The sequence below is a fragment of the Lacipirellula parvula genome, assembly GCF_009177095.1.
GTDB lineage: Bacteria > Planctomycetota > Planctomycetia > Pirellulales > Lacipirellulaceae > Lacipirellula > Lacipirellula parvula.
This window is the reverse complement of record NZ_AP021861.1, coordinates 4,307,682-4,326,296: the sequence shown is the minus strand read 5'-3', so window position 1 is coordinate 4,326,296 and position 18,615 is coordinate 4,307,682. Positions and strand designations below refer to the sequence as shown.

General features: G+C 55.3%; 20 protein-coding genes. 13 read left to right on the top strand and 7 right to left on the bottom strand.

The window, feature by feature from the left end; translation table 11 throughout:
* Positions 1-257 precede the first annotated feature (257 nt).
* Positions 258-962, top strand: a complete 705-nt coding sequence (locus PLANPX_RS16915) for a DUF1003 domain-containing protein (RefSeq protein ID WP_152099871.1) — start codon at positions 258-260, stop codon at positions 960-962.
* Between the two features lie 63 nt (positions 963-1,025).
* On the opposite strand, the gene PLANPX_RS16910 is transcribed toward PLANPX_RS16915, so the two are convergent.
* The 3 genes from PLANPX_RS16910 to PLANPX_RS16900 all read right to left on the bottom strand — a co-directional run bounded on the left by PLANPX_RS16910 (position 1,026) and on the right by PLANPX_RS16900 (position 2,819).
* A complete protein-coding gene (locus PLANPX_RS16910) occupies positions 1,026-1,664 on the bottom strand; it encodes a DUF4142 domain-containing protein (RefSeq protein ID WP_152099870.1) in 639 nt (212 codons plus the stop codon).
* Between the two features lie 304 nt (positions 1,665-1,968).
* Positions 1,969-2,313 (bottom strand): hypothetical protein, encoded by a 345-nt coding sequence (locus tag PLANPX_RS16905; RefSeq protein WP_152099869.1) that lies wholly within the window; start codon positions 2,311-2,313, stop codon positions 1,969-1,971.
* A 125-nt stretch (positions 2,314-2,438) separates the two neighbouring features.
* On the bottom strand, positions 2,439-2,819 hold the full coding sequence (locus tag PLANPX_RS16900) for a DUF2294 domain-containing protein (protein WP_152099868.1): 381 nt from the start codon (positions 2,817-2,819) through the stop codon (positions 2,439-2,441).
* A 385-nt stretch (positions 2,820-3,204) separates the two neighbouring features.
* On the opposite strand from PLANPX_RS16900, the gene PLANPX_RS16895 reads away from it, so the two are divergent.
* The 9 genes from PLANPX_RS16895 to PLANPX_RS16855 all read left to right on the top strand — a co-directional run bounded on the left by PLANPX_RS16895 (position 3,205) and on the right by PLANPX_RS16855 (position 8,655).
* Positions 3,205-3,678 carry a DUF2294 domain-containing protein gene (locus tag PLANPX_RS16895; protein ID WP_232536149.1) on the top strand — a complete coding sequence of 158 codons (474 nt, stop codon included), beginning with the start codon at positions 3,205-3,207 and terminating at the stop codon, positions 3,676-3,678.
* Between the two features lie 67 nt (positions 3,679-3,745).
* The gene (locus tag PLANPX_RS16890; RefSeq protein WP_152099867.1) at positions 3,746-4,270 is read left to right on the top strand and encodes a ferritin-like domain-containing protein; all 525 of its coding nucleotides are present in this window, start codon (positions 3,746-3,748) and stop codon (positions 4,268-4,270) included.
* A 117-nt stretch (positions 4,271-4,387) separates the two neighbouring features.
* Positions 4,388-4,858: a hypothetical protein gene (locus tag PLANPX_RS16885; RefSeq protein ID WP_152099866.1), complete on the top strand. Its 471-nt coding sequence runs from the start codon at positions 4,388-4,390 to the stop codon at positions 4,856-4,858.
* Positions 4,859-5,103: 245 nt separating this feature from the next.
* Positions 5,104-5,361 (top strand): hypothetical protein, encoded by a 258-nt coding sequence (locus tag PLANPX_RS16880; protein WP_152099865.1) that lies wholly within the window; start codon positions 5,104-5,106, stop codon positions 5,359-5,361.
* 31 nt (positions 5,362-5,392) lie between these two features.
* Complete coding sequence (locus tag PLANPX_RS16875; RefSeq protein WP_152099864.1) at positions 5,393-5,797, top strand: response regulator; 405 nt, start codon at positions 5,393-5,395, stop codon at positions 5,795-5,797.
* Positions 5,798-5,897: 100 nt separating this feature from the next.
* Positions 5,898-6,296, top strand: a complete 399-nt coding sequence (locus PLANPX_RS16870; protein ID WP_152099863.1) for a TraR/DksA family transcriptional regulator — start codon at positions 5,898-5,900, stop codon at positions 6,294-6,296.
* A 289-nt stretch (positions 6,297-6,585) separates the two neighbouring features.
* A complete protein-coding gene (locus tag PLANPX_RS16865) occupies positions 6,586-7,308 on the top strand; it encodes a BON domain-containing protein (protein WP_198421749.1) in 723 nt (240 codons plus the stop codon).
* A gap of 103 nt (positions 7,309-7,411) precedes the next feature.
* Positions 7,412-7,654, top strand: coding sequence for a dodecin family protein (locus tag PLANPX_RS16860; RefSeq protein WP_152099862.1), 243 nt, complete (start codon positions 7,412-7,414; stop codon positions 7,652-7,654).
* Positions 7,655-7,911: 257 nt separating this feature from the next.
* Complete coding sequence (locus PLANPX_RS16855) at positions 7,912-8,655, top strand: peroxiredoxin (protein ID WP_152099861.1); 744 nt, start codon at positions 7,912-7,914, stop codon at positions 8,653-8,655.
* 1,222 nt (positions 8,656-9,877) lie between these two features.
* Here PLANPX_RS16855 and PLANPX_RS16850 read toward each other — a convergent pair.
* The 3 genes from PLANPX_RS16850 to PLANPX_RS16840 all read right to left on the bottom strand — a co-directional run bounded on the left by PLANPX_RS16850 (position 9,878) and on the right by PLANPX_RS16840 (position 13,895).
* Positions 9,878-11,356 carry a DUF1254 domain-containing protein gene (locus PLANPX_RS16850; RefSeq protein ID WP_152099860.1) on the bottom strand — a complete coding sequence of 493 codons (1,479 nt, stop codon included), beginning with the start codon at positions 11,354-11,356 and terminating at the stop codon, positions 9,878-9,880.
* 504 nt (positions 11,357-11,860) lie between these two features.
* Positions 11,861-12,553 carry a potassium channel family protein gene (locus tag PLANPX_RS16845; RefSeq protein ID WP_152099859.1) on the bottom strand — a complete coding sequence of 231 codons (693 nt, stop codon included), beginning with the start codon at positions 12,551-12,553 and terminating at the stop codon, positions 11,861-11,863.
* A gap of 19 nt (positions 12,554-12,572) precedes the next feature.
* A complete protein-coding gene (locus PLANPX_RS16840) occupies positions 12,573-13,895 on the bottom strand; it encodes an LssY C-terminal domain-containing protein (protein ID WP_152099858.1) in 1,323 nt (440 codons plus the stop codon).
* A gap of 172 nt (positions 13,896-14,067) precedes the next feature.
* On the opposite strand from PLANPX_RS16840, the gene PLANPX_RS16835 reads away from it, so the two are divergent.
* The 3 genes from PLANPX_RS16835 (at position 14,068) to PLANPX_RS16825 (ending at position 17,560) form a co-directional block, all read left to right on the top strand.
* Entirely contained in the window at positions 14,068-15,105 is a 1,038-nt protein-coding gene (locus PLANPX_RS16835; protein ID WP_152099857.1) for an AI-2E family transporter, read from the top strand.
* A 226-nt stretch (positions 15,106-15,331) separates the two neighbouring features.
* Entirely contained in the window at positions 15,332-16,585 is a 1,254-nt protein-coding gene (locus PLANPX_RS16830) for an OmpP1/FadL family transporter (RefSeq protein ID WP_152099856.1), read from the top strand.
* Positions 16,586-16,693: 108 nt separating this feature from the next.
* On the top strand, positions 16,694-17,560 hold the full coding sequence (locus tag PLANPX_RS16825) for a hypothetical protein (protein WP_152099855.1): 867 nt from the start codon (positions 16,694-16,696) through the stop codon (positions 17,558-17,560).
* 31 nt (positions 17,561-17,591) lie between these two features.
* On the opposite strand, the gene PLANPX_RS16820 is transcribed toward PLANPX_RS16825, so the two are convergent.
* Entirely contained in the window at positions 17,592-18,611 is a 1,020-nt protein-coding gene (locus tag PLANPX_RS16820; protein ID WP_152099854.1) for an HAD family hydrolase, read from the bottom strand.
* Positions 18,612-18,615 lie beyond the last annotated feature (4 nt).

The following is an 18,615-nucleotide window of genomic DNA, read 5'->3' as shown; positions in this document are numbered from 1 at the left end:
AATGACATAATTGATCACGTGAATCACCGGCGGATGCAAAGCGTTCGCCGACAATTATTACGATGAGCGCTACTGTGCCTTTCGTCAGAATGACTGCAAGCTTACGCTTTGAAAGTGGCCCCGCTTGATCGCATTTGTGATTCATTGGCGTCGTTACGTCAAAGTGCGAAGGCCCGTCATCCTACTTGGACATCTAACCATATCAGTCTCCTGCGTTGCTGCCGCACGCTTCCTTTCTCGAACCGAAAGCCTCAGCTATGACTTACCCTTCGCTTAAGAAATGCGGCGTGTGCGGCCTGATGAAACCGTCTTCCCAGATGATGCCTGGAGATCTCGTGAGAGCGCCCATTGCGTCGCTTATTGAGGTCGAGCATCCGCAATGGAGTGCCGATCAGTTCATCTGCCTGGAAGATTTGAATACTTACCGAGCGCTGCACATTGAAAAATCACTAATCGCGGAACGGGGCGAATTGTCATCGCTGGAACGGGAGGTGGTCGATAGCCTGCGTGAGCATGAACTGCTTTCAGCGAACGTGGATGACGAATTTATCGGACAGCGAACGCTGGGCGACAGGCTCTCCGATCGGCTCGCTGCTTTCGGAGGCAGTTGGTCGTTCTTAATTCTATTTACTGGCGGCATGGCGATGTGGATCGGCGTTAATGCAATTGTGCTTCGCACGTCGGCATTCGACGCTTACCCGTTCATCTTATTAAACCTTGTTTTGTCCTTCATCGCCGCGATCCAAGCGCCAGTGATCATGATGAGCCAGAACCGACTGGAGGCGAGAGATCGGATGCGTGCTGAACACGACTACCGCATCAATCTCAAAGCAGAGCTGGAAATTCGACACCTTCACGTGAAGCTTGATGAACTAATGTCTCATCAATGGGAGCGAATGATGGAGATTCAGCAAATGGAGGTCGAATTAATGACGGAACTCTGCAGAGGAAAGAATCGATAATGTGAAGGAAATCCCGACGTGGCGATGAACCGCCACGTCGGGACTGAATTCCGTCACTTAAGTCTAGCGAGTCCCCGCTGCCGGACGCTGTCCCACGCGAGCCGTGGTTGATGCGTTCGTCTTGAGCTGACTCATAATCTTCTTTGCTGCGGCCATGTGGGCCTCCGTCGTCTTCTCGCCTTCGGAAATCACCTTTTGGAGTTCCGGAGAGGCAAAATTCTTGCTCCCCCGCAGCTGAGCGAGCATTCCAATATGAGCGCCGACCTGTTGGCCGATAAAGGCCTGGTCGAATTCATTCCCCTTGTACTCGCCGAGTTCCTTCTCGGTGAGCGCCAGGCATTCACTCTTGACCTGCTGCAACATCGCGAGCGCCTGATGGTGTTGCGATTTTAAATCCGAAGTGACGCCTTTACCGGCCGTCAGCTGAAGATCGGCGACTTCTGGGGCTGCCTTCTTAATGCTTGCGACGGCATTCGTGTGGGCAGCGACCAATGCCTTGGCGAATTCCTTCACATCAGCATGCTCCGCATGCTGTTCCGCAAACTGTGCAAGGGCAATTTCTTCCTGATTGCCGAGCAACATGCAAGCGGCAATTTCGTGGGTCAGTCCTTCGTGGCCTGCCTCTTCCGCAGCTCCGGCTACCCTGGATGCACCGGCAAGGCACAGCAAGCATCCTAACACTGTGTTAATGGTGACTTTCATTTTCGATGACTCTTTGCTTTCTTAACAGGTTGTTTCGTAGCAATCTGCGATCTCACGCCTTGCAGCCACTCCTTCCCAGTTGCACCGCGTTCTTTCTAAGGAGGGCATAAGAAGCTGCCCCCTTACCGAGACGGTTGCGATGCGAGACGAACAATCGCGAGGCATAGACGCGTGCAATGCACGTGCCTACTCGGATTCTCAACGCAGATGGAGCCGACAACCGATTTCACGATACGAACAGCGAGACTGACGTGATTGTGCGTCGCGATGTGATGTGAAGCGAGTCGGCCTGAACTCACAACGCTCAATCGTTTAATTGATGGAAGTGAAACTCGACAATCTGCGCCTTTAACGGCCGATGCTCGGCGGCGCTCTCTTTATCATCCTCTAACGAAGCGAGACAGTGAGAAAGTAGACCAACGACACTGCCGCTTAATAGGCACGCGGCGCGTATACGGCCATATCTCAGGAGGAGGCGGACAAGGCGTTTTAGATAGATCGGCTGATGCGTCGATCTGTCGTGTCCCGAAAGAATTGCGTCTGCTACTCTCACCGCCGCGGCGTCTTCACGACAGCTGCATGCGACCATTTCGCCGGACAGGGAGACGTTGAATTGATCGGCGGGGCGAACTGCCGGAAACTGATGCATGCCAACGAACCTCAATACTGAGATTGCGCGACACTGATCAACGTCACGCATGATTCACACGTCGTAGTGGTTCAAAGTCGACGTTGCATTTAGCGTTCCCAATATGCTGGCGAGAGACACATTTGCTATCGCTTTTTCGCCTCACGACACTGGGGGATGGCCGCCAAGGTGAACACAAGGATCTCTTCCGCCGTTGTCGTGCTGATATCGTGGTGGAGAGATACCACTTTGACTTCGGTGACCGCTTCAATCATCGCCTCCATTAGCGGCCGCGCCGTCTCGATCAAATGGGTGCGAACTTGCTTGAGAAGATCCCGCCCTTTGTCGGCCGGAAGGGACGCAACTAAATGCTGTTCCGCGCCCGTGAGCACTCCTTGGAGTCTAACAACAACCATATCGCCCAGCAGATGAGCGCGAATGTCCTTCGGACCGCGGCCCATGTACTCCAACTCGAATCGAGAAACTCCTTCACAGATTCCTGCTTCGATCTCGCCGACCGACTTCATGTTTCAACCCCCATCATACCGCCGATTCGAGTCTATTGAGCGAATTTGAGCACGGTCTGCTTGCTGAAGACTACATCCCAAGGCGCCCTAACCGAAACGCCAAATTACGAAGAAGTAAAACAAATAGGGAGTATCTATTATCAGGGGGCTAGCCTACAGTTCATCTGCTGAGTCAGTCACAAGTGCAGCGAAATCGCTTAAAGCGAGTAATCTGCAAGCTGAATGACTTAAGCATTCGGAAGACATAATAAGGAGCAGTCCAGCCAACGCTGGAGGGCTCGTTAGTAAGTAAGCCGACGTGTTGGAACGCCATCAAGGCGTTTTGCACGTCGGCTTTTTTCGTTGTTGTCCGCAGTGATGCGGCGACGACAAAGGACCACCCACCGTGCCATCTTCCGCGCCGTCGGCTGTTGAGCAAATCGCTCAACTGGCCAAAGCTATGCAGCAGCAGCGTACCGGCCACGCCCCCAGGGCGGTCACGGTCGTACTCGGCGACGATACGCTCGTGGTCACGTTACTTGATGCACTCTCGCCAGCCGAACGGGCGCTCGTTCGAAGCCCGGAGGGAATGGCGCAGGTGCAAGAGTATCACCGTCGACTTTTTAGCGGTTCCAATGATGAGATGCGACGCGAGATTGCTCGCATCACTGGACGACAAGTTCGAGAGTCGGCCGCAGAGATCGAAACGTCGACCGGTACCGTTGTTCACGCATTCACATCGGGCGCCATGGTGCAAGTCTACCTGCTGGCCTCGCAGACGACCGCGGATACGGAGCATGGCAGCGAATCGCAACAGCCTCTCGGTCGCGCTGCAGATGAAGACCACGAGTTGCGCCCTGATGCTGAACTTCAGGCATGATACGACGCAAACAAAAGCATTAGAGTACCGAGCCCCAAGTCATTCTAGGTCCAATCGGAAAAGAGCAATGATCAGGCAACTGTTGGAAATGGGTGAGGACTCTCCCCTGACGCGAACGGACTTAATCGCGCTTCTGAACGAAGATCTAGCCGGCGAGTATCAGGCGATTATTTCGTACGTCGTCTATTCACAGACGCTTAAAGGTGCTGCCTACATGGCCATTGCTGCAGAACTGGAAAAACACGCTGCTGAAGAGCTTGCGCACGCACTGACGATCGCAGCCCAGATCGATTATCTGGGCGGAAGTCCTGAAACGATGCCTAACCTCGTGAAGACGTCCGCTAAGGCCGACGAGATGCTGCGATTCGACTTAGAAAATGAGAACGAAACGATCGTTCGCTATCGGCAGCGCGTCGTTCAATGCGAGGCCCTGGGAGAGTACGCCGTCGCTGAACTGATTCGCGAGATTCTGGTGCAGGAGCAAGATCATCAAGTGGCGTTGGCGACTGCACTGGGGGAGCCCGTCCCCGATCTGACCCATCGCAGCTTACCGCAGCAAGGACGAGCAATTGGCACGACCGTTATCAATTAAGCCACCATGGGGTTTCCCCCGGCTCAGTAGCGACTAACAAACTAAGACAAGCGAAAACAGACTTCAACATTAGACATCGGCACTGTGACTGCGGCGTCGCCGCAAAATACCGACGACATGAAGTCGATCGACTCAATGGAGAGAATTGAAATGCGTTACCAGATCGTCCTAGCAGCAGCCATCGTGTGTGTCTTAGCAAGCGGGAGTTACGCCGATCCGCTCCAAAAGCCGTCACAGATTGCTCCCGGCAGCCATCGGGAAGCGCAGCATCATATGATCTACCTGAACCACCGACATGTGATGGACCATACTCGCATGCTACACCAGCACGCAATGCATCACGCCACCCAACAAACAGCGATCGATCAAAAGTCGGCACAGATTCATTCAGCTGAGATTCGTCGCCAACTCGACGCCGCAGCGGTGCAACTTAAGGAGCTAGAGGCGTCGCTGACGGCGATTGAGAAGAAGGAAGCGGACGCGAAACTAGCGATCGTTCACACCCAGCAAGCCGAAGCTGCTAAACAGGCGGCTGAGTTGAATGCCGAAGCGGCCAAAGCGACTCCCGCACCAGCTAAAGTCGCCTAGCATAGTGCGGCGGTGCAAAAGGCAGTCGGCACTGCCAACGATGCCCACGAGTCGATTATGAAGTCTCAAGGCGTGGCAGCCCCCATAACGAATACTGAAGGTTCAGTGGTCGTCAAAGAATGAGCATTGCCGGCGATCGGTCTGCATGTCGCCCGGCGCCGTCAATTTCACGGCGTCGGCGGCAACGCAGGTCGGTCTACAGATATCGATCTATCGCGGACAAGGAAATAGCTGAGGCCCATGCCATGGCAGATGCCACGGAGCGACGACCTATCCATTTGGAAGAGTCATGCAGTCGCCCAGACCACAACCACGACCACGACATCATTCACGAACTGAGTCGTCGTCTCGATTCCATTTGGCGGTACGATCAGTATGCCGCCGACGCCGAATGGCGAGTGGGATTGAAACAGTTCTGGATCGATATGAAGGCGCAAGAGCAAGCGAACATCAATCGACTCAAGGAACTGATCGTTGAAGAGGTGCACAACAACTGCTTTTAGTCACGTTGCAGATTTTCGAAGGGAGCATCGAATGTACTGTTCACTATTGGTCGTGGAAGACGAGCCCGATCTGTTGATCGCAATGACGCAGCTCCTTCAGCGACGGGGCTATCGAGTCGCGGGGGCATCGACTACGCAACTGGCCTTAGCGGCATTGAGTCGGCAAGAGTTCCAGGTCGTCCTACTTGATCTCAGTCTCGCGGGGATGGATGGGATTGAACTGATGAGACGGATGAAGCGAATTCGGCCTAATCTGCAAGTGATTATTCTCTCGGGTTACGACTACCCTCTGTGGAAAGCCAAAGAAGAAGGCGCTTTCGCCGTCATTACCAAACCGTGTGTACTGTCGTTGTTGGAGACGACTATTGCACATGCTCGCGAACGAGTCGTTGACGAATACCGAGTTATTGATGCGTCTGCTTCCGTTAACGCGTAAGGCACTCAATTGGACTACATGTTCCGCGCGCCGATAGAAGGCCAATGTGACATCGACGATCGGAACAGGCCGCACGTCACCACGCTGGAGTAATCGTCTCATGGAGAAGAAAGTACAGGCCGGCTTTGAAGTGCAGTTGATCGCATTACGTCAGCGTTTGACTCGCGAAATCGATTCGTCTGAAAGGGCCCTGCGCGAGGACGTGTTCAAACCTGGCCGAATTACGAATCTGCCGACGCATCCGGCGGATGAAGATGTGGAGGGCCTCGACAGCGAGATTGCGATCTCGCAGAACGAATCGCGGCTGCTTGAGCAGGTGGAAGGAGCGATTGAGCGGATCAGGGCGGGAGCGTTTGGCATTTGTCAAAAGTGTGGGCACGAGATTGACGCAGAACGCCTGCAGGCGGTGCCTTATACGGCTTACTGCATCGAGTGCGCTCGTGGCGAACGCGAGCAGATTGAAAAGCCGGTGCGCGACGAACCACGGCGTTTCCTGTGACCCACGCCCGGGAGGGTTCGCAGGCCGAGCACGCGCATCAAAAGCGCCCTCGATGTGCGTTCGGAGTTCGGTGTGAGCAGCAATTCAGATTTCATTTTCTTGGTGGGAAGCCCGTTTTGCGAACGCGACGACAATAATGTGCCGCTGCGAACATGCGAAGCCATCGGCCATTTTAGTTCGGCATCGCATTCGCAACGCTTTTCCAGTCGAGCAGAACAATACAGGTCGTCGGAAGACCAAGTGAAGGGTATCCCGGTTCGCCGGGCGACCAGTTACAGAGTAAGCCGACGTGATTGCACGCCATTTTGGCGTTCAATCACGTCGGCTTTTTTTATCGCCTTTGGCGAAGAATGGCGTTGAGATGGCAAAGGATGAAAAGCTGAAGTACGACGTGATTGAAGAACTGCGCTGGGAACCCACAGTGACCGCGACCGACATCAGCGTTTCTGTCAAGGATGGGGTCGTGACGCTCAGCGGCAGCGTGCCGCATTTTGCCGAAAAGCGCGCTGCTGAACGCGCGACGCAACGCGTGGAAGGCGTCAAGGCAATCGTAGAAGAAATGGAAGTAAATCTCAGCGGAATCCATAAGCGTAAGGATTCAGAGATTGCCCAATCTGTCGTGGAGGCTCTCGGGTGGCACGTTTGGGTGCCGAGCCACGTCCAGGCAACTGTTGAGAACGGCTGGGTGACGTTAACCGGTACGGTCACCTGGGGATTCCAACGCACCGCTGCTGAGGATTCCGTACGGTACCAGTCTGGGGTCAAGGGCGTTTCGAACAACATCACCCTCAAGCCGAGCGTCCAACCAGCTGCGGTCAAGGATGCAATCGAGAAGGCGCTCAAGCGTGACGCCGAGATCGACGCCGAACGCATCGAAGTCTCTGCCGATGGGGGCAAGGTAACGCTTGCCGGCACGGTCAACTCATGGGACGAACGAGGAGAGGCCAGCTCGGCCGCGTGGGGCACTCCCGGCGTGACCGAGGTCCAAAACAACCTCGCCGTTTCTTACTAAGCCACGACTGGGGGCGTTTCCGGCATTCGCAAGAATCTCGGTAGTGCTCCCGTGTGCAGTTGGCCCGTAAGTTTACCTTCCAGTCCTTGTTGAGGTATGAATCATGTCTACTACGATAAAAAACGCAAAGGCCCCGGCTACCATCCAAGTGATCGAAATGGTTGGCGAATCAAAAGTAAGTTGGAGCGACGCTGCTCGGCAGGCAGTCGAACGGGCCTCTGAAACCAACAAAAACATCACTGGGCTCGACGTCTTGCACAGCACCGCAGTGATTCGAGACGGCAAAATCGTGGAGTACCACGTCAACGTCAAGCTGGCAGCAGTCACCGATCCGGCTCGAGTCTAGTCACACGAGAGTAACCCGCGATCTTTCTCTTTCCTGCGCCCGGCACTTCACCGGAAGCTAGCGGCATCAGTATCGCCGCCGGTCCCGGTCGTTCAAATCGGGCGCAGGTTGGAGTAAGTAACTGGCCGGTTCCTGATTCCCATGTTACAGGACTTTGCACGCCGTCCAACCACTATCCCCCCGAGATTCCTCTCGGGGTCGCTGCCAGAGTACTCGCTGCGATATTCAAATCCCCAAAGCTTGGAAAGGTACAACCGATGGCCGATCAGAACTGCGACAATAACCGAGTCGCTCCCAGGCAATCGTCGGCCTCAAATGGGCACAATTTAGATTCCGCCTATCCGAAGCCGACAAGCTTCCCTCGCTTGAATGAACCGGCTCCGGATTTTCAGGCGGTAACGACGCAAGGCAGCGCAAAGCTGGCCGATTATCTCGGCAGGTGGCTTGTGCTGTTCTCCCATCCATCGGATTTTACGCCGGTCTGCACTACTGAGTTCATCGCATTTGCCAAAGCTCATCCACGCTTCCAGGCGATCGAATGCGATCTGCTGGGCCTCTCGATCGACAGCGTGTCTTCGCATATTGCCTGGGTACGGAACATCAAAGAGAAGTTTGACGTCGCGATTCCGTTCCCGATTATTGAAGACTTGACAATGCAAGTTGCCCACGCCTACGGCATGGTCCAGCCGGGAGCGAGCGACACGTCTGCGGTTCGAGCCGTGTTCGTCATTGACACGGAAAGCAAGGTGAGGGCGATGCTCTATTACCCGATGTCGAACGGACGCTCCGTCGCAGAGATCCTCCGGCTTGTGCAGGCATTGCAAACCACTGACCGGCACAAAGTCGCCACCCCCGAAGGTTGGACGCCTGGCGCTAAAGTCATGGTCCCGCCTCCCAAAACAGTTGCCGAGGCCGACCGGCGTGGCCGTGAGGATGCCGGCTGTACGGATTGGTATTTTTGCCAGCGCAAGGTTGAGGATGCCGTTGCGGCTGTCAGATGACGCGGGCCGGTCAGGAGCTAGCCCGTAAGGAATTACCTGTGCGGCGCGGATAAGACAGCTGAGATCAAAGACGCATTCCAGAAGGATTTTGTTGCCGCGTTTGCGAAATCGACGGGGACTTCGCAACGCGATCGGTGAACGAGCAGTCGAGCCAGTTTGTGGGCGTCTATAGCTTATACCGTTCAGAGGGCTACACGCTCTCCAACGGCCTTATCTCTATATGCGAATAAGAGAGGAAAAGGTCACGAAAAGTCGGAGATCGTTATGTTTGCGAGAACTGCAGAGCCCAGCTCGTCTATGAGAAGGCTTGTCCCTGTCCGGAAGGCAGCCCGCATTCGGAGATCTGCTGTGGCGAGTAGATGAAGCTCGGCAAGGAAAAGGCTACGGGCAAGCATGGAAGTCCGTAGTGGCCTGCCGATCAAAACTAAATCAGCAATTATCAAGGTTTCCAATCGCACTTTTTTAGGGCAGGAGACCCGTCAACTAGTAGGAATCGAGGGACGTGTCATAGTCCCGGGCATAGCTTTCGTCTGTCGCCCGAGGAAGTTGCTCACGCTCGCCAGAACACTTGAACCGGAGTAATGGTGAAAACAAACAGAGCGACTCCAAGCCAAGCTACTGTGCCTGGGCCGCGCCAGGTTGAAGATAATGTACGCGAACACTTGTCCAAATCAGTTCACTTTGCGGGTCGAGTCGATGGCTTTACGTTTACCTGCGTTGACGATCTCCTCGTCATTGACGGGGTGTTACCGACTTATTACTTGAAACAATTGTTGCAGCAACTGATTGGCGATTTGCCCAGCATTCAAAGGATCGAGAATCGCGTAAAAGTAACCTGTTGCAATGGAGTGAGCGGCGATCGTCCGACTGATTGTACATAAGCTAAGTCTTCCCCCTTCATCGCAGGAGCAAACGCCTAGGCTTGCTTCCGAAGCCCGCGGCTACTGGCGAGGGGTTTAAAGGGCGTCGCATAACATGCAGTTGTGCGACGCTCTTTTGTTCATTCGCAGCACTCCAGGGACTCCAATTTCAGCACAACCGACATTCTAGTAGTTTATTCGAGTGCGTTATCCCGCTTATCCGAGCGATCGACCTGCGGCCCCTCACGCTTCTGGAAGAAGCGCGACTCTGAGCCGCAACGCAGCTAAACGAACCTAGAGAGCGACAAGCAGCAGATCTCATTGCGCTGCGAAGAGGTCGGCCGTGGCGGCAACACGCGTCCCTACTTAGCTTGCAGGATGCCGGGTGGTTTCCACGAACCTTCGCCCGCTGGAAGAATCGAAGGCGCTTCCGTTTTCGGCCAGTAGAGCCGCATCACGAGATAGATGGTGTCATTAGGCGCTGGAAGCCAGTTACTTTCCTTGTCTGCGCCAGGATTGTCCTTTTGGATGTAAAGAGTGACCGAGCCGTCGGCATTCTTTTTCAACGTGGGCAGCATCGGTGAATTGATGAGGTAACGGTTGATCGGGTTCGCGACCAATAACTGACTCTTGCCGTCATACATCGTCACGGACCAGAAAGCATTCACCGGCGGAAGCTGCCCTGCGGCGAACGTGAGCGTGTAGTTGTGTTTACTGCCATCGAGCGGCTCACCCGCAGCATCCACTCGGGTGTAGGGATACATGGCTTCGACTGGATCATTTCCGAGAAGCCCGCCCTTGGCCGAGCCAGCCCGCATAAGCCAATCACCCTTGTAGAAAGCGGCATCGCCAAAGAATGCGCCCACGTTCCAGCCGTTGATGTTCTTCATCCCGGTGCTTAAGAACTTGTCAACTTTCGCATCACCCTCCTTCATTGCGAGGATGACTGCGGCCTTATGTTCGGCCGAGAGATCTTTGAAACTAAATTTCTTGCCTGGACCGATACCGATTGTCGCCAGTTTGGTTCGAATCTCTTTATCGACCGGCATGACGGGTACGAACTCTAGCGAGGCATCTAGATATTCGTAGAAGTTCGCTTTGATCCCTGCCGTCGTGGCCGGAACAAAGTTGATTGTTGGTGCAGCGGGGGGGGCAGGTGTTTCTAGAAACGCGGAAAGCGGCTGAACCTTGTAGCCAGCCTGGACTCTCTCGACGCCCGGCATGTCTCCGGCATTGAAGAGCTGAGTGCGAATCAGGGCGAGCGAAAAGGGAGTGGTCGATGAGAATACTTGCTTGATGCCTGCTGGCTTCTCACCCTTCCAGTCCGGCCCGACGACGAGATAGTCACCGGGCTCGGAACCCGTTGCACGGCTGCCGATGTAACCATAGTTGTAGGTGTTGCTGTCGATTAGTTGCACAGCATAGTAGCGTTCTTTTTCAACCGAAGGGACGGAGATTACCATCGGCTCAGCGCGTAAGTCGAGCCAGCAAATAGAATAAGGGGTGTCGCTGTTGGGGGTGATGACCGCTGTATCCTCTGGAGTTGCAACGCGGCGTTCATTCTTGATCTGGTTGAACGGCGCTTTGAACTGCCCGGAGTTCTTATCAACTGCAAATTCCTGCATCACCGCGTAATTCATCACGAGTGGCAGTCCGAAGATAAACGCCTCTTCGGCGATCGCCTTCGTTTCCTCTAGGCTAGGCACGGCAATTCCCTCTTTTTCGTCGACCTTGGCGGCGCGTGACACTGGATCGGTTTCTTTCTCGCAGCCCGCGAAAAGAGTAAATGAAACAGTGCTTGCCAGTAAAAGGTGCGCGATGGTTCGATTCTGCCGCTTCATGATTGTCCTTCTTTTTTATAAGTTCTCGGGGCTTCGTGAGTTCTGTGCGGTCGTCCCGGGGGACGCTAGCAGATCGAGCCTATCAGTTTGCAATTCGACACGCGTCCTTGATCATCACAGAACCCACATCCCTGCACGCAAGTGAAACTCTGGGGTTTTTCGGTCTAAACTAGGAACCGAAAGCGAAACTCACTCTTTGTCTCTGAATTCTCTGCCTGCCTTCGTCGTCCTATCATCGTCGGGGCTCGCCCCGCTGAGGCCCCGAGGCCCTTGGCCCCGACGATGATAGGACGACGAAGGCGTCTTCAGCGATCACTTTCTCAGTTTCTCAGTCTCACCACCCTGCCTTTGTTGGTCGGAGTCTGAGGGGTTCTACTTCCTGACAATTCTTCCCGACGCTTGGCTGTTTGCGTACCGGGAAACTAGCCGGGGCAGTTCGCGATAGCTGCGGCGACGGATACTGCCACAACATAAAGCTATTTTTCCCTAACTTGCACCGTGTCGTTACTGTCGACCTGCCCCCGACTGCGATTGACCCATGTAAAGTCCAACTAGCCTCGCAATGAGAATGGCCATGTAAAATACTCCCGCAGCCGCTTCAACGATCGCCATCATCCTCGCGATATTTGATACGGGGAGGATGTCACCAAATGTGATAGTGGTAAGTACCTGAACGCTAAAATACAGCGACGTGAAGCTCGTGAGCTTAACATTACCGTGCGTAGGCTCAGTGATTGCAAATTCACTTGGATCCCAACTGGAGACCAGCTCGTAGGAGAAACCCCATGCGACGGCCAGCAGCAAATAAGAAGAAATAGCGGTACATAAGACTTCCGAATCCACCACGGGCGAAGACATTACAAATCGCAGCAAGTTCCAAATGATGAAGGCGACAAACACGATTGCCGCTGCGAGACCGAGCTGCAACACCAGGGGGTCTGACCACACATGACTCAGCCAACGGCCGACAAGTGCGGGAATTGCCATTGTCGCTGCGAGTAAGAGAGTCTTCCGTTGACTACCTACCGCAGCTACTGCTGCAAGCAGGACGACTGTGAAGGCTGCTGACTCGACGAAACGTCCGAATCGCCATCTGTCGACGAGCGGCATGACAATAAAGAGCCCGACAATGGCACCGAGTAAGCGTGCTGCGGAAAGCCGTCGGCGTCCCTCATGGCGCGGTAGCTCATTTTGCATCAATTCGACGCCTTCAGCCTTAAATGGCGTCCTGCTGATTTCGCTGTTTCGAAAGTAAAATGACGGCTCTTTTGCCGTCGGTGAAGTACGGATCTCCGGTCAAGTTTCGCCGCGGCACCGTACTTGAGCAACTGCCTACGCCATCAACGTAGCTCGTGGCGTCGACCCGGCCTGCCTGAGTCAGGTCTTCAATGACATAGTCCCGCGCCTCGTCGACATCGGGGTCAACTCGATGTGTCGTCAAGTTCCAAGTCTTGTAGGTGAAGCGAACGCCAATATCCCGGCTGACTTGACCTAGCCAAACGTTCTCGCCTTCGAACAGCAGCGGAGTGAGCCAGAGTCGCAAATGAAGTCGTTCATTGATTGACTTACGACTCCGCTGCAATGCAATGTCTTGACTTCTCCCAAAGAGATAGAGAGCGCTGACGGGAGAATAGCGATAGTGACTACTGAGCAAGAAAGATCGGGCCGTCTTCCAGCAGGTGGCCAGAGTAATCACTTCACTCTCATCCCACCTCGCGACGAATGCTCTGAGCATGGTGTCAAAGTCACCAATAACGACCAGGTTTAGGGGATCGCCCGTTCGGGTCCGGTCGGCGTTCGATGTTGCAGCGGGCATTTCCGTCAAATGCGCGCTTAACGCAACAACGTCGCAGGTTACACTTGAGCCGGGACTGATCAAATCGCTGAAGTCGCGTCTTAGAAAATCAACGGAAATACCAGGCACCGGAATTGAAAAAACAAATTCGTTGGTTGCGTCATCTGCCTCATCAGATTTACCCGCAACCCCTAGTAAGTCACTTTCCGAATGAAGCGAGATTGGAACCACCTTCATTCCCGCATCGATCGAGGTGAACACGAAGCCTTCCGAGACGCCACCGGGCGGGATTGGTCGCATGTGGAAAGCATGCTCACTGAAGAATTGATCCATTCGCCGATTTGCGCGATATGCGGTGATCAGCTTCAGTGGAATCAGCACGAGCAGCGGAAGGAAAATCCAACCTATGAGCCCGAAGGCAGACAATCGTTTAACAAACGAAAAGTGATTCCGCGCAGCCGCTTCAAGCGGCGTGTAGTAGTTAGGATCAATTCGAACGAGACGCAAACGAAGCAGCGACTGTGATCGATTGGAGATGCGGATATGGACGGGCTGGATGCCTCGCCGTGCCAGCGATACGCCGAAGTATCTTGCACTTTCGGCAGCGTCAAGCACGCTAACAGTGATATGGGCGTTAGCGTTCTCCTGAGTCTGGGCTCGCGATAAAAATGTGCTGAGCGTCGAATCAGGCGTGTATCGCGTGGTAAAGAAACGCCACTGAGGTATTCTTGATGCAGTGCTCACCGTCTAATTCTGGTCACTGCGCGGTTGAAGGTCTATATCGCTTCAGGTCGTTTACCGAGAAAACTGTTTACCGAACAGGCGCTCGCAGCGGCGGCGAATCGGCGATTCTTCCTCGTTGGCAGTTTCTGTTTCCAATTTCGGATCACTCTTCGTGGCAACAAGGCTCTCAATCATGAAAAACGCCGAAGTTCGCAACGAACAGATCTGGCTAGTCGTTGGCTCGATGATGATTCTCGCGACCGGAATGTTAGCTATTGCATTGGCTTATACTCGCGCCGTGATGGTCCCCTTTGTCTTGGCCATCTTTATCACGGCGGTCGTAGCGCCGGTCGTAGACTATCAAGTCAACCGATGGCGACTTCCCAAATGGTTCGCGGTGCTGACGACTCTCTTGGTTGTCCTGGCATTTCTCGCATTGATGGGCGTCGGCCTGATTGCAGCGGTGCAGTCAATGGTCCAATCCGCCGACGAATACAGTTCACAAGTAGCCGACCTTACGGCGCGGATCTTCGCCCAACTTCATGCAAGGCATATTGCCGTCGACGAAGCTCGGATTGCCTCTGAGTTAGAGGGTTACCTGCCGGGGTTAATTACGGAAACGGCTGGCACAGCGAAAGATGTCATTTCGCACGGGGTGTTGATTACGTTCTTTGTCGTGTTCTTGCTGATTGGGCGAAATTCCAATACGCGGCACACGGGAATGTACGCAGAGATAGAAACCACTATTCGCAGCTACGTGACGACGATGACTACGATCTCAGCGATAACGAGTTTGCTTGTCGGATCGGTGCTTTGGGCGTTCGGACTACACATGGCATGGGTGTTTGCGTTGCTCGTCTTCATGCTGACCTATATCCCGAGCATAGGCCCGATTATCGCCACCGCCCTGCCGTTGCCGGTAGCGGTGACTCAGTTTCACGACCCTTGGACGATATTCGCAGTTATCGCGATCCCCGGCTTTATACATATGACGATCGGCAATTTGGTGACGCCAAAATTGATGGGCAGCGGACTTGACCTACATCCAGTAACAGTGCTCCTTGCACTCGCGTTCTGGGGACTGCTGTGGGGAGTCGTCGGGATGATCCTTGCCGTGCCAATTGTCGCCATGCTTCGCATAGTTCTCGCGCATTTCAGCACAACGCGGCCGATTGCCCATCTGTTGTCCGGGCGGCTTCCGGGAGTGGCTGTGGTACCTGAACGGATATAGGGGAAGCGGCGGCGGTAGTCCGTGGCTCTGCCTCGCGATGATTTGCCAAGCCAAGGTCGGCCTGTAGCGGTTGTATCAAACGCGACAGTCCCGATTATGCCGGAAGTTCCTGTCGATACAGTTTTTGCCGCGTGCTAGTAGTCGCCACGAAGTCGAAGGTGAATGCAAGTGAGCAACTCATTGATTGCTCCCGCGTCACGGCCGTCGTCGACTTGAGTGGGATGCCATGCGAACTCGCCAATTCTTCCCGTCACTCGTGCTCTGCTGGCTCATCGCTCTGACCCCATTCGATTCCGCTCATGCACAGTCATACGGCGTCGACCTGAGGAACACGTTGATGCCCGCGTCGGGCGCTATGGGTGGCACGAGCGTTGCGCGGCCGCAAGATTTCATCTCCGGCATTAACGGCAATGCGGCGACGCTTACCCAATATCGGGGCACGAATTTCACTGTTGGCAGCGCTTGGGCCGAAGCGACGTTCGACATTGATCAAACCGGAAACGTACCTCTACCTGGCGTTACCCCCTTTGCGGCGAAATCACAAACTCCAGGTACCGCGGTGCCGAACGTTGGCGTCACTCAAGAACTCACGGCTTACGGCCTCCCAGTGACGCTCGGTATGGCGCTAGTTGGCGCGGCAGGAGCGGGAACCGATTTCCGGCAGGTCCCCGCGAGCAACGGGACCTCAATGTACCTGAGCATCTTGGAATTCGCTCCTTCGGCGGCCGTTCAGTTGACCGATCGGCTTTCCCTAGGCTCCACCATCTTCGTGGGCTCGGGCTACCTTGATGGGCCATTCGTGGGCGACGGGGCGATGACTAACGCATACGGCCTGCGAGCGAGCCTTGGGATGAGCTATGCCATCAGCGACGCCACCACGCTCGGAGCGTACTATCAAACTCGGCAGCACTTTCGCTTTGAGGACGCCGTACGCCTGGAGCTTCTCAATGGCCAATTTGAAGCGTCGCGGGACGTGGAACTTGAGTTGCCAAGAAACGTTGGCTTGGGAATTGCGAATTCGAGCTTGATGGGCGGCGATCTGTTGCTCGCCGCAGACGTCTTGTACATGAACTGGGATGACGCGGATTTATTCCGCGACGTTTATCGCGATCAGTGGGTGCTGCAACTCGGCTCGCAGTATCAGCTCACCAAACGCTGCAAGCTTCGCGCGGGATACGCGCTGGCGCAGAATCCGATTGATTCCTCGACAGGCACTTCGGTGGCCGGTATCCCCGTCCCCGGCGGCGTCCCGGCTGTGAAGTATTTACAGGCGCAACTCGCAGTCGTCGGCGAGCACCGCATTTCGGGAGGGGTCGGGTTCAGCGATGTGCTGCCCGGCGTCGACTTCGACGTGATGGCTGGCGGCATGTTCCCGGCCTCAGAACAGCTCGGCGCTAACACCGCGGTCAATCTAGAGAGTTACTGGGCCGGGATGGGAATTACTTGGCGCTTCGGGCGCGGGGCGTGTGTCGCAGAATAGCACGGTCGTTACGACTACCCCCGTGATGTCAAGGCGACGATGAGGAAGCTTCGAATCCATCCGCTGCGTTTTCTCACAGCAATTCTGCTTTTCGCTACGGCGTTAGTCGTGTCGCGCGCTGACTGCGTAGCGGCGGAAACTCTTCTGCTAACCGACGAGCGGTTGGCTGAAGATATGTCGCTCGATTCGGCGGTGCGCGACGGAAACTGGACGCCTCCAAGAATCGTCTCGGAAGACGAGACTGGGATGCCCGCCGTCGATGAGACTTTCTCCTCTGGGATTCACGAGGAGATCGCCAGACGCCGCGGCGAACGACTCATCGACCGCGTCACTGATCCGACTTCGTGGCTGATGGACCTGAGGATGCGGCAGAATTGGAGTTGGCCGACGAGCACTGGAGACGGCGATTCGCAATCGGTCCAGTTTCGTCCAACGATTCCGTTTCAAGCGTGGGGGACGATCAATATATTACGAGTCACCGTGCCTTATGACGTGCAAAGCGATGATGGCGCAGGGATCGGTGACGTGGAAATTTTCGACCTGCTCGTGGTTCAAGAAAGCTGGGGCCGCTGGGGCGTCGGTCCTTCGTTTCGATTACTTACCGACGCCAACGACGATTCCCTACAAGCCGGACCAGCTGCCGCTGCCGTGACGAAGAATCGTCACTGGACTGTTGGCGTGTTGTCGCAGAACTTTCTCAATGACGACGCCTCACAATCGCGAATCCAGCCGATTCTGGCGTACAAGTTTGACGATGCGTGGAGCGTTGGAATTGGCGAAAGCGAGTTTCGCTACGACTGGGGCAGCGATCGCTGGAGCCAACTGCCATTGGGAATCGAACTCGACAAGATTGTCGACGTGTGGGGACAGAAGCTGCAACTCTTCGTCAATCCGCAGTACAACTTTGCCCGTGATGAAAGCAATTCGGGTTGGACCCTCTTTCTAGGGCTGACGCTACTCGTTCCCGAAGCTTGACGCACGTCTCGCCGCCCCGTGTTAGAAGGCGTTATTCGTCGAACGTAAATATCTTCCGCCAGTCGTTCTTCATGCTGACGACGGTCCAGCTCTTGGCAGTCGCTTCGTCGTATAGCGCCTGAGTGAACGCGCCGACCTTCGTGTCGGGAAGGCCAGTGGCGGGGCCGTAGGCGTATTCGCGCTTTGCATCGTCGTGCAGGACGAGCATCGCCAACTGCGCGCCTTCACCGGCCGTTGCGTACTCGAGCATTTGCTGATCGCCCGTCGAGTTGCCGAACGCAGCGCGTGGGCGGCGGCCGATGACGAGCTGAATGCCTTCCGGTTTGCCGACGCCGTTGTCGTTCAGCAGGAGTTTTGGCTCCTTGACGAGTTCCGGCTTTCCATTTGCTGCGTAGGTGAACTTAGTCTCGCCCGCGGTGCCGACGACTTGTTCAGGCGGAATGCCGTACACTCGCTCGGAATAGACTCGCACGAAGTCCTGCCCGCCGCCGGTGACGATGTAGGTCTTGTAGCCGTGGTCGCGGAGGTACTTCAGCAACTCCTGCATCGGTTGATACGTTAGTTCGGTGTAGGGCCGTTTCCAGCGGGGATCGCGCGCTTCGGCCAGCCAGCGAGAAAGTTCGTCGGCGAAATCTTCGACCGTCATTCCCGTGTAGGTGACGGCGATGATCTTTTCGAGATCAGGGAGCGTCAGCTTGGCCATGGCGGCCCGGTCGCCGGAGAGAACCGTCTTGAAGGGTTCGACCTGCGCCAGTTCGGGCCGCTCTTTGGCGACTGTATGGACGCGATCGAGCGCGTACATCACGAACGAGTACATGGGGTGCTCGACCCACAGCGTGCCGTCTTGATCGAAGGTGGCGATCCGTTCGGCAGGGGGGACGAAATCGGCCTTGCCTTCGGTCGTCGTGGACGTCACGAAGGCGACGATCGCCTGCTTGGCGGCGCCGTCGTTCCATGAGGGAAGCGCGTCTTGCGCTTGAGTAACATTGGCGCCGCAAAGAATCCACAGGATGGCCAGCGTCGCGATGGCGGGCTTCTTCTGTTGCGACATGATT

What these genes read in the sequence shown, in the direction of transcription:
- PLANPX_RS16830 (WP_152099856.1), top strand. Translation starts at nt 15,332, where the DNA reads ATGCGAACTCGCCAATTCTTCCCGTCACTCGTGCTCTGCTGGCTCATC.
- PLANPX_RS16905 (WP_152099869.1), bottom strand. Translation starts at nt 2,313, where the DNA reads ATGCATCAGTTTCCGGCAGTTCGCCCCGCCGATCAATTCAACGTCTCC.
- PLANPX_RS16845 (WP_152099859.1), bottom strand. Translation starts at nt 12,553, where the DNA reads ATGCAAAATGAGCTACCGCGCCATGAGGGACGCCGACGGCTTTCCGCA.
- PLANPX_RS16880 (WP_152099865.1), top strand. Translation starts at nt 5,104, where the DNA reads ATGGCAGATGCCACGGAGCGACGACCTATCCATTTGGAAGAGTCATGC.
- PLANPX_RS16890 (WP_152099867.1), top strand. Translation starts at nt 3,746, where the DNA reads ATGATCAGGCAACTGTTGGAAATGGGTGAGGACTCTCCCCTGACGCGA.
- PLANPX_RS16910 (WP_152099870.1), bottom strand. Translation starts at nt 1,664, where the DNA reads ATGAAAGTCACCATTAACACAGTGTTAGGATGCTTGCTGTGCCTTGCC.
- PLANPX_RS16860 (WP_152099862.1), top strand. Translation starts at nt 7,412, where the DNA reads ATGTCTACTACGATAAAAAACGCAAAGGCCCCGGCTACCATCCAAGTG.
- PLANPX_RS16855 (WP_152099861.1), top strand. Translation starts at nt 7,912, where the DNA reads ATGGCCGATCAGAACTGCGACAATAACCGAGTCGCTCCCAGGCAATCG.
- PLANPX_RS16915 (WP_152099871.1), top strand. Translation starts at nt 258, where the DNA reads ATGACTTACCCTTCGCTTAAGAAATGCGGCGTGTGCGGCCTGATGAAA.
- PLANPX_RS16900 (WP_152099868.1), bottom strand. Translation starts at nt 2,819, where the DNA reads ATGAAGTCGGTCGGCGAGATCGAAGCAGGAATCTGTGAAGGAGTTTCT.
- PLANPX_RS16875 (WP_152099864.1), top strand. Translation starts at nt 5,393, where the DNA reads ATGTACTGTTCACTATTGGTCGTGGAAGACGAGCCCGATCTGTTGATC.
- PLANPX_RS16850 (WP_152099860.1), bottom strand. Translation starts at nt 11,356, where the DNA reads ATGAAGCGGCAGAATCGAACCATCGCGCACCTTTTACTGGCAAGCACT.
- PLANPX_RS16820 (WP_152099854.1), bottom strand. Translation starts at nt 18,611, where the DNA reads ATGTCGCAACAGAAGAAGCCCGCCATCGCGACGCTGGCCATCCTGTGG.
- PLANPX_RS16885 (WP_152099866.1), top strand. Translation starts at nt 4,388, where the DNA reads ATGAAGTCGATCGACTCAATGGAGAGAATTGAAATGCGTTACCAGATC.
- PLANPX_RS16870 (WP_152099863.1), top strand. Translation starts at nt 5,898, where the DNA reads ATGGAGAAGAAAGTACAGGCCGGCTTTGAAGTGCAGTTGATCGCATTA.
- PLANPX_RS16835 (WP_152099857.1), top strand. Translation starts at nt 14,068, where the DNA reads ATGAAAAACGCCGAAGTTCGCAACGAACAGATCTGGCTAGTCGTTGGC.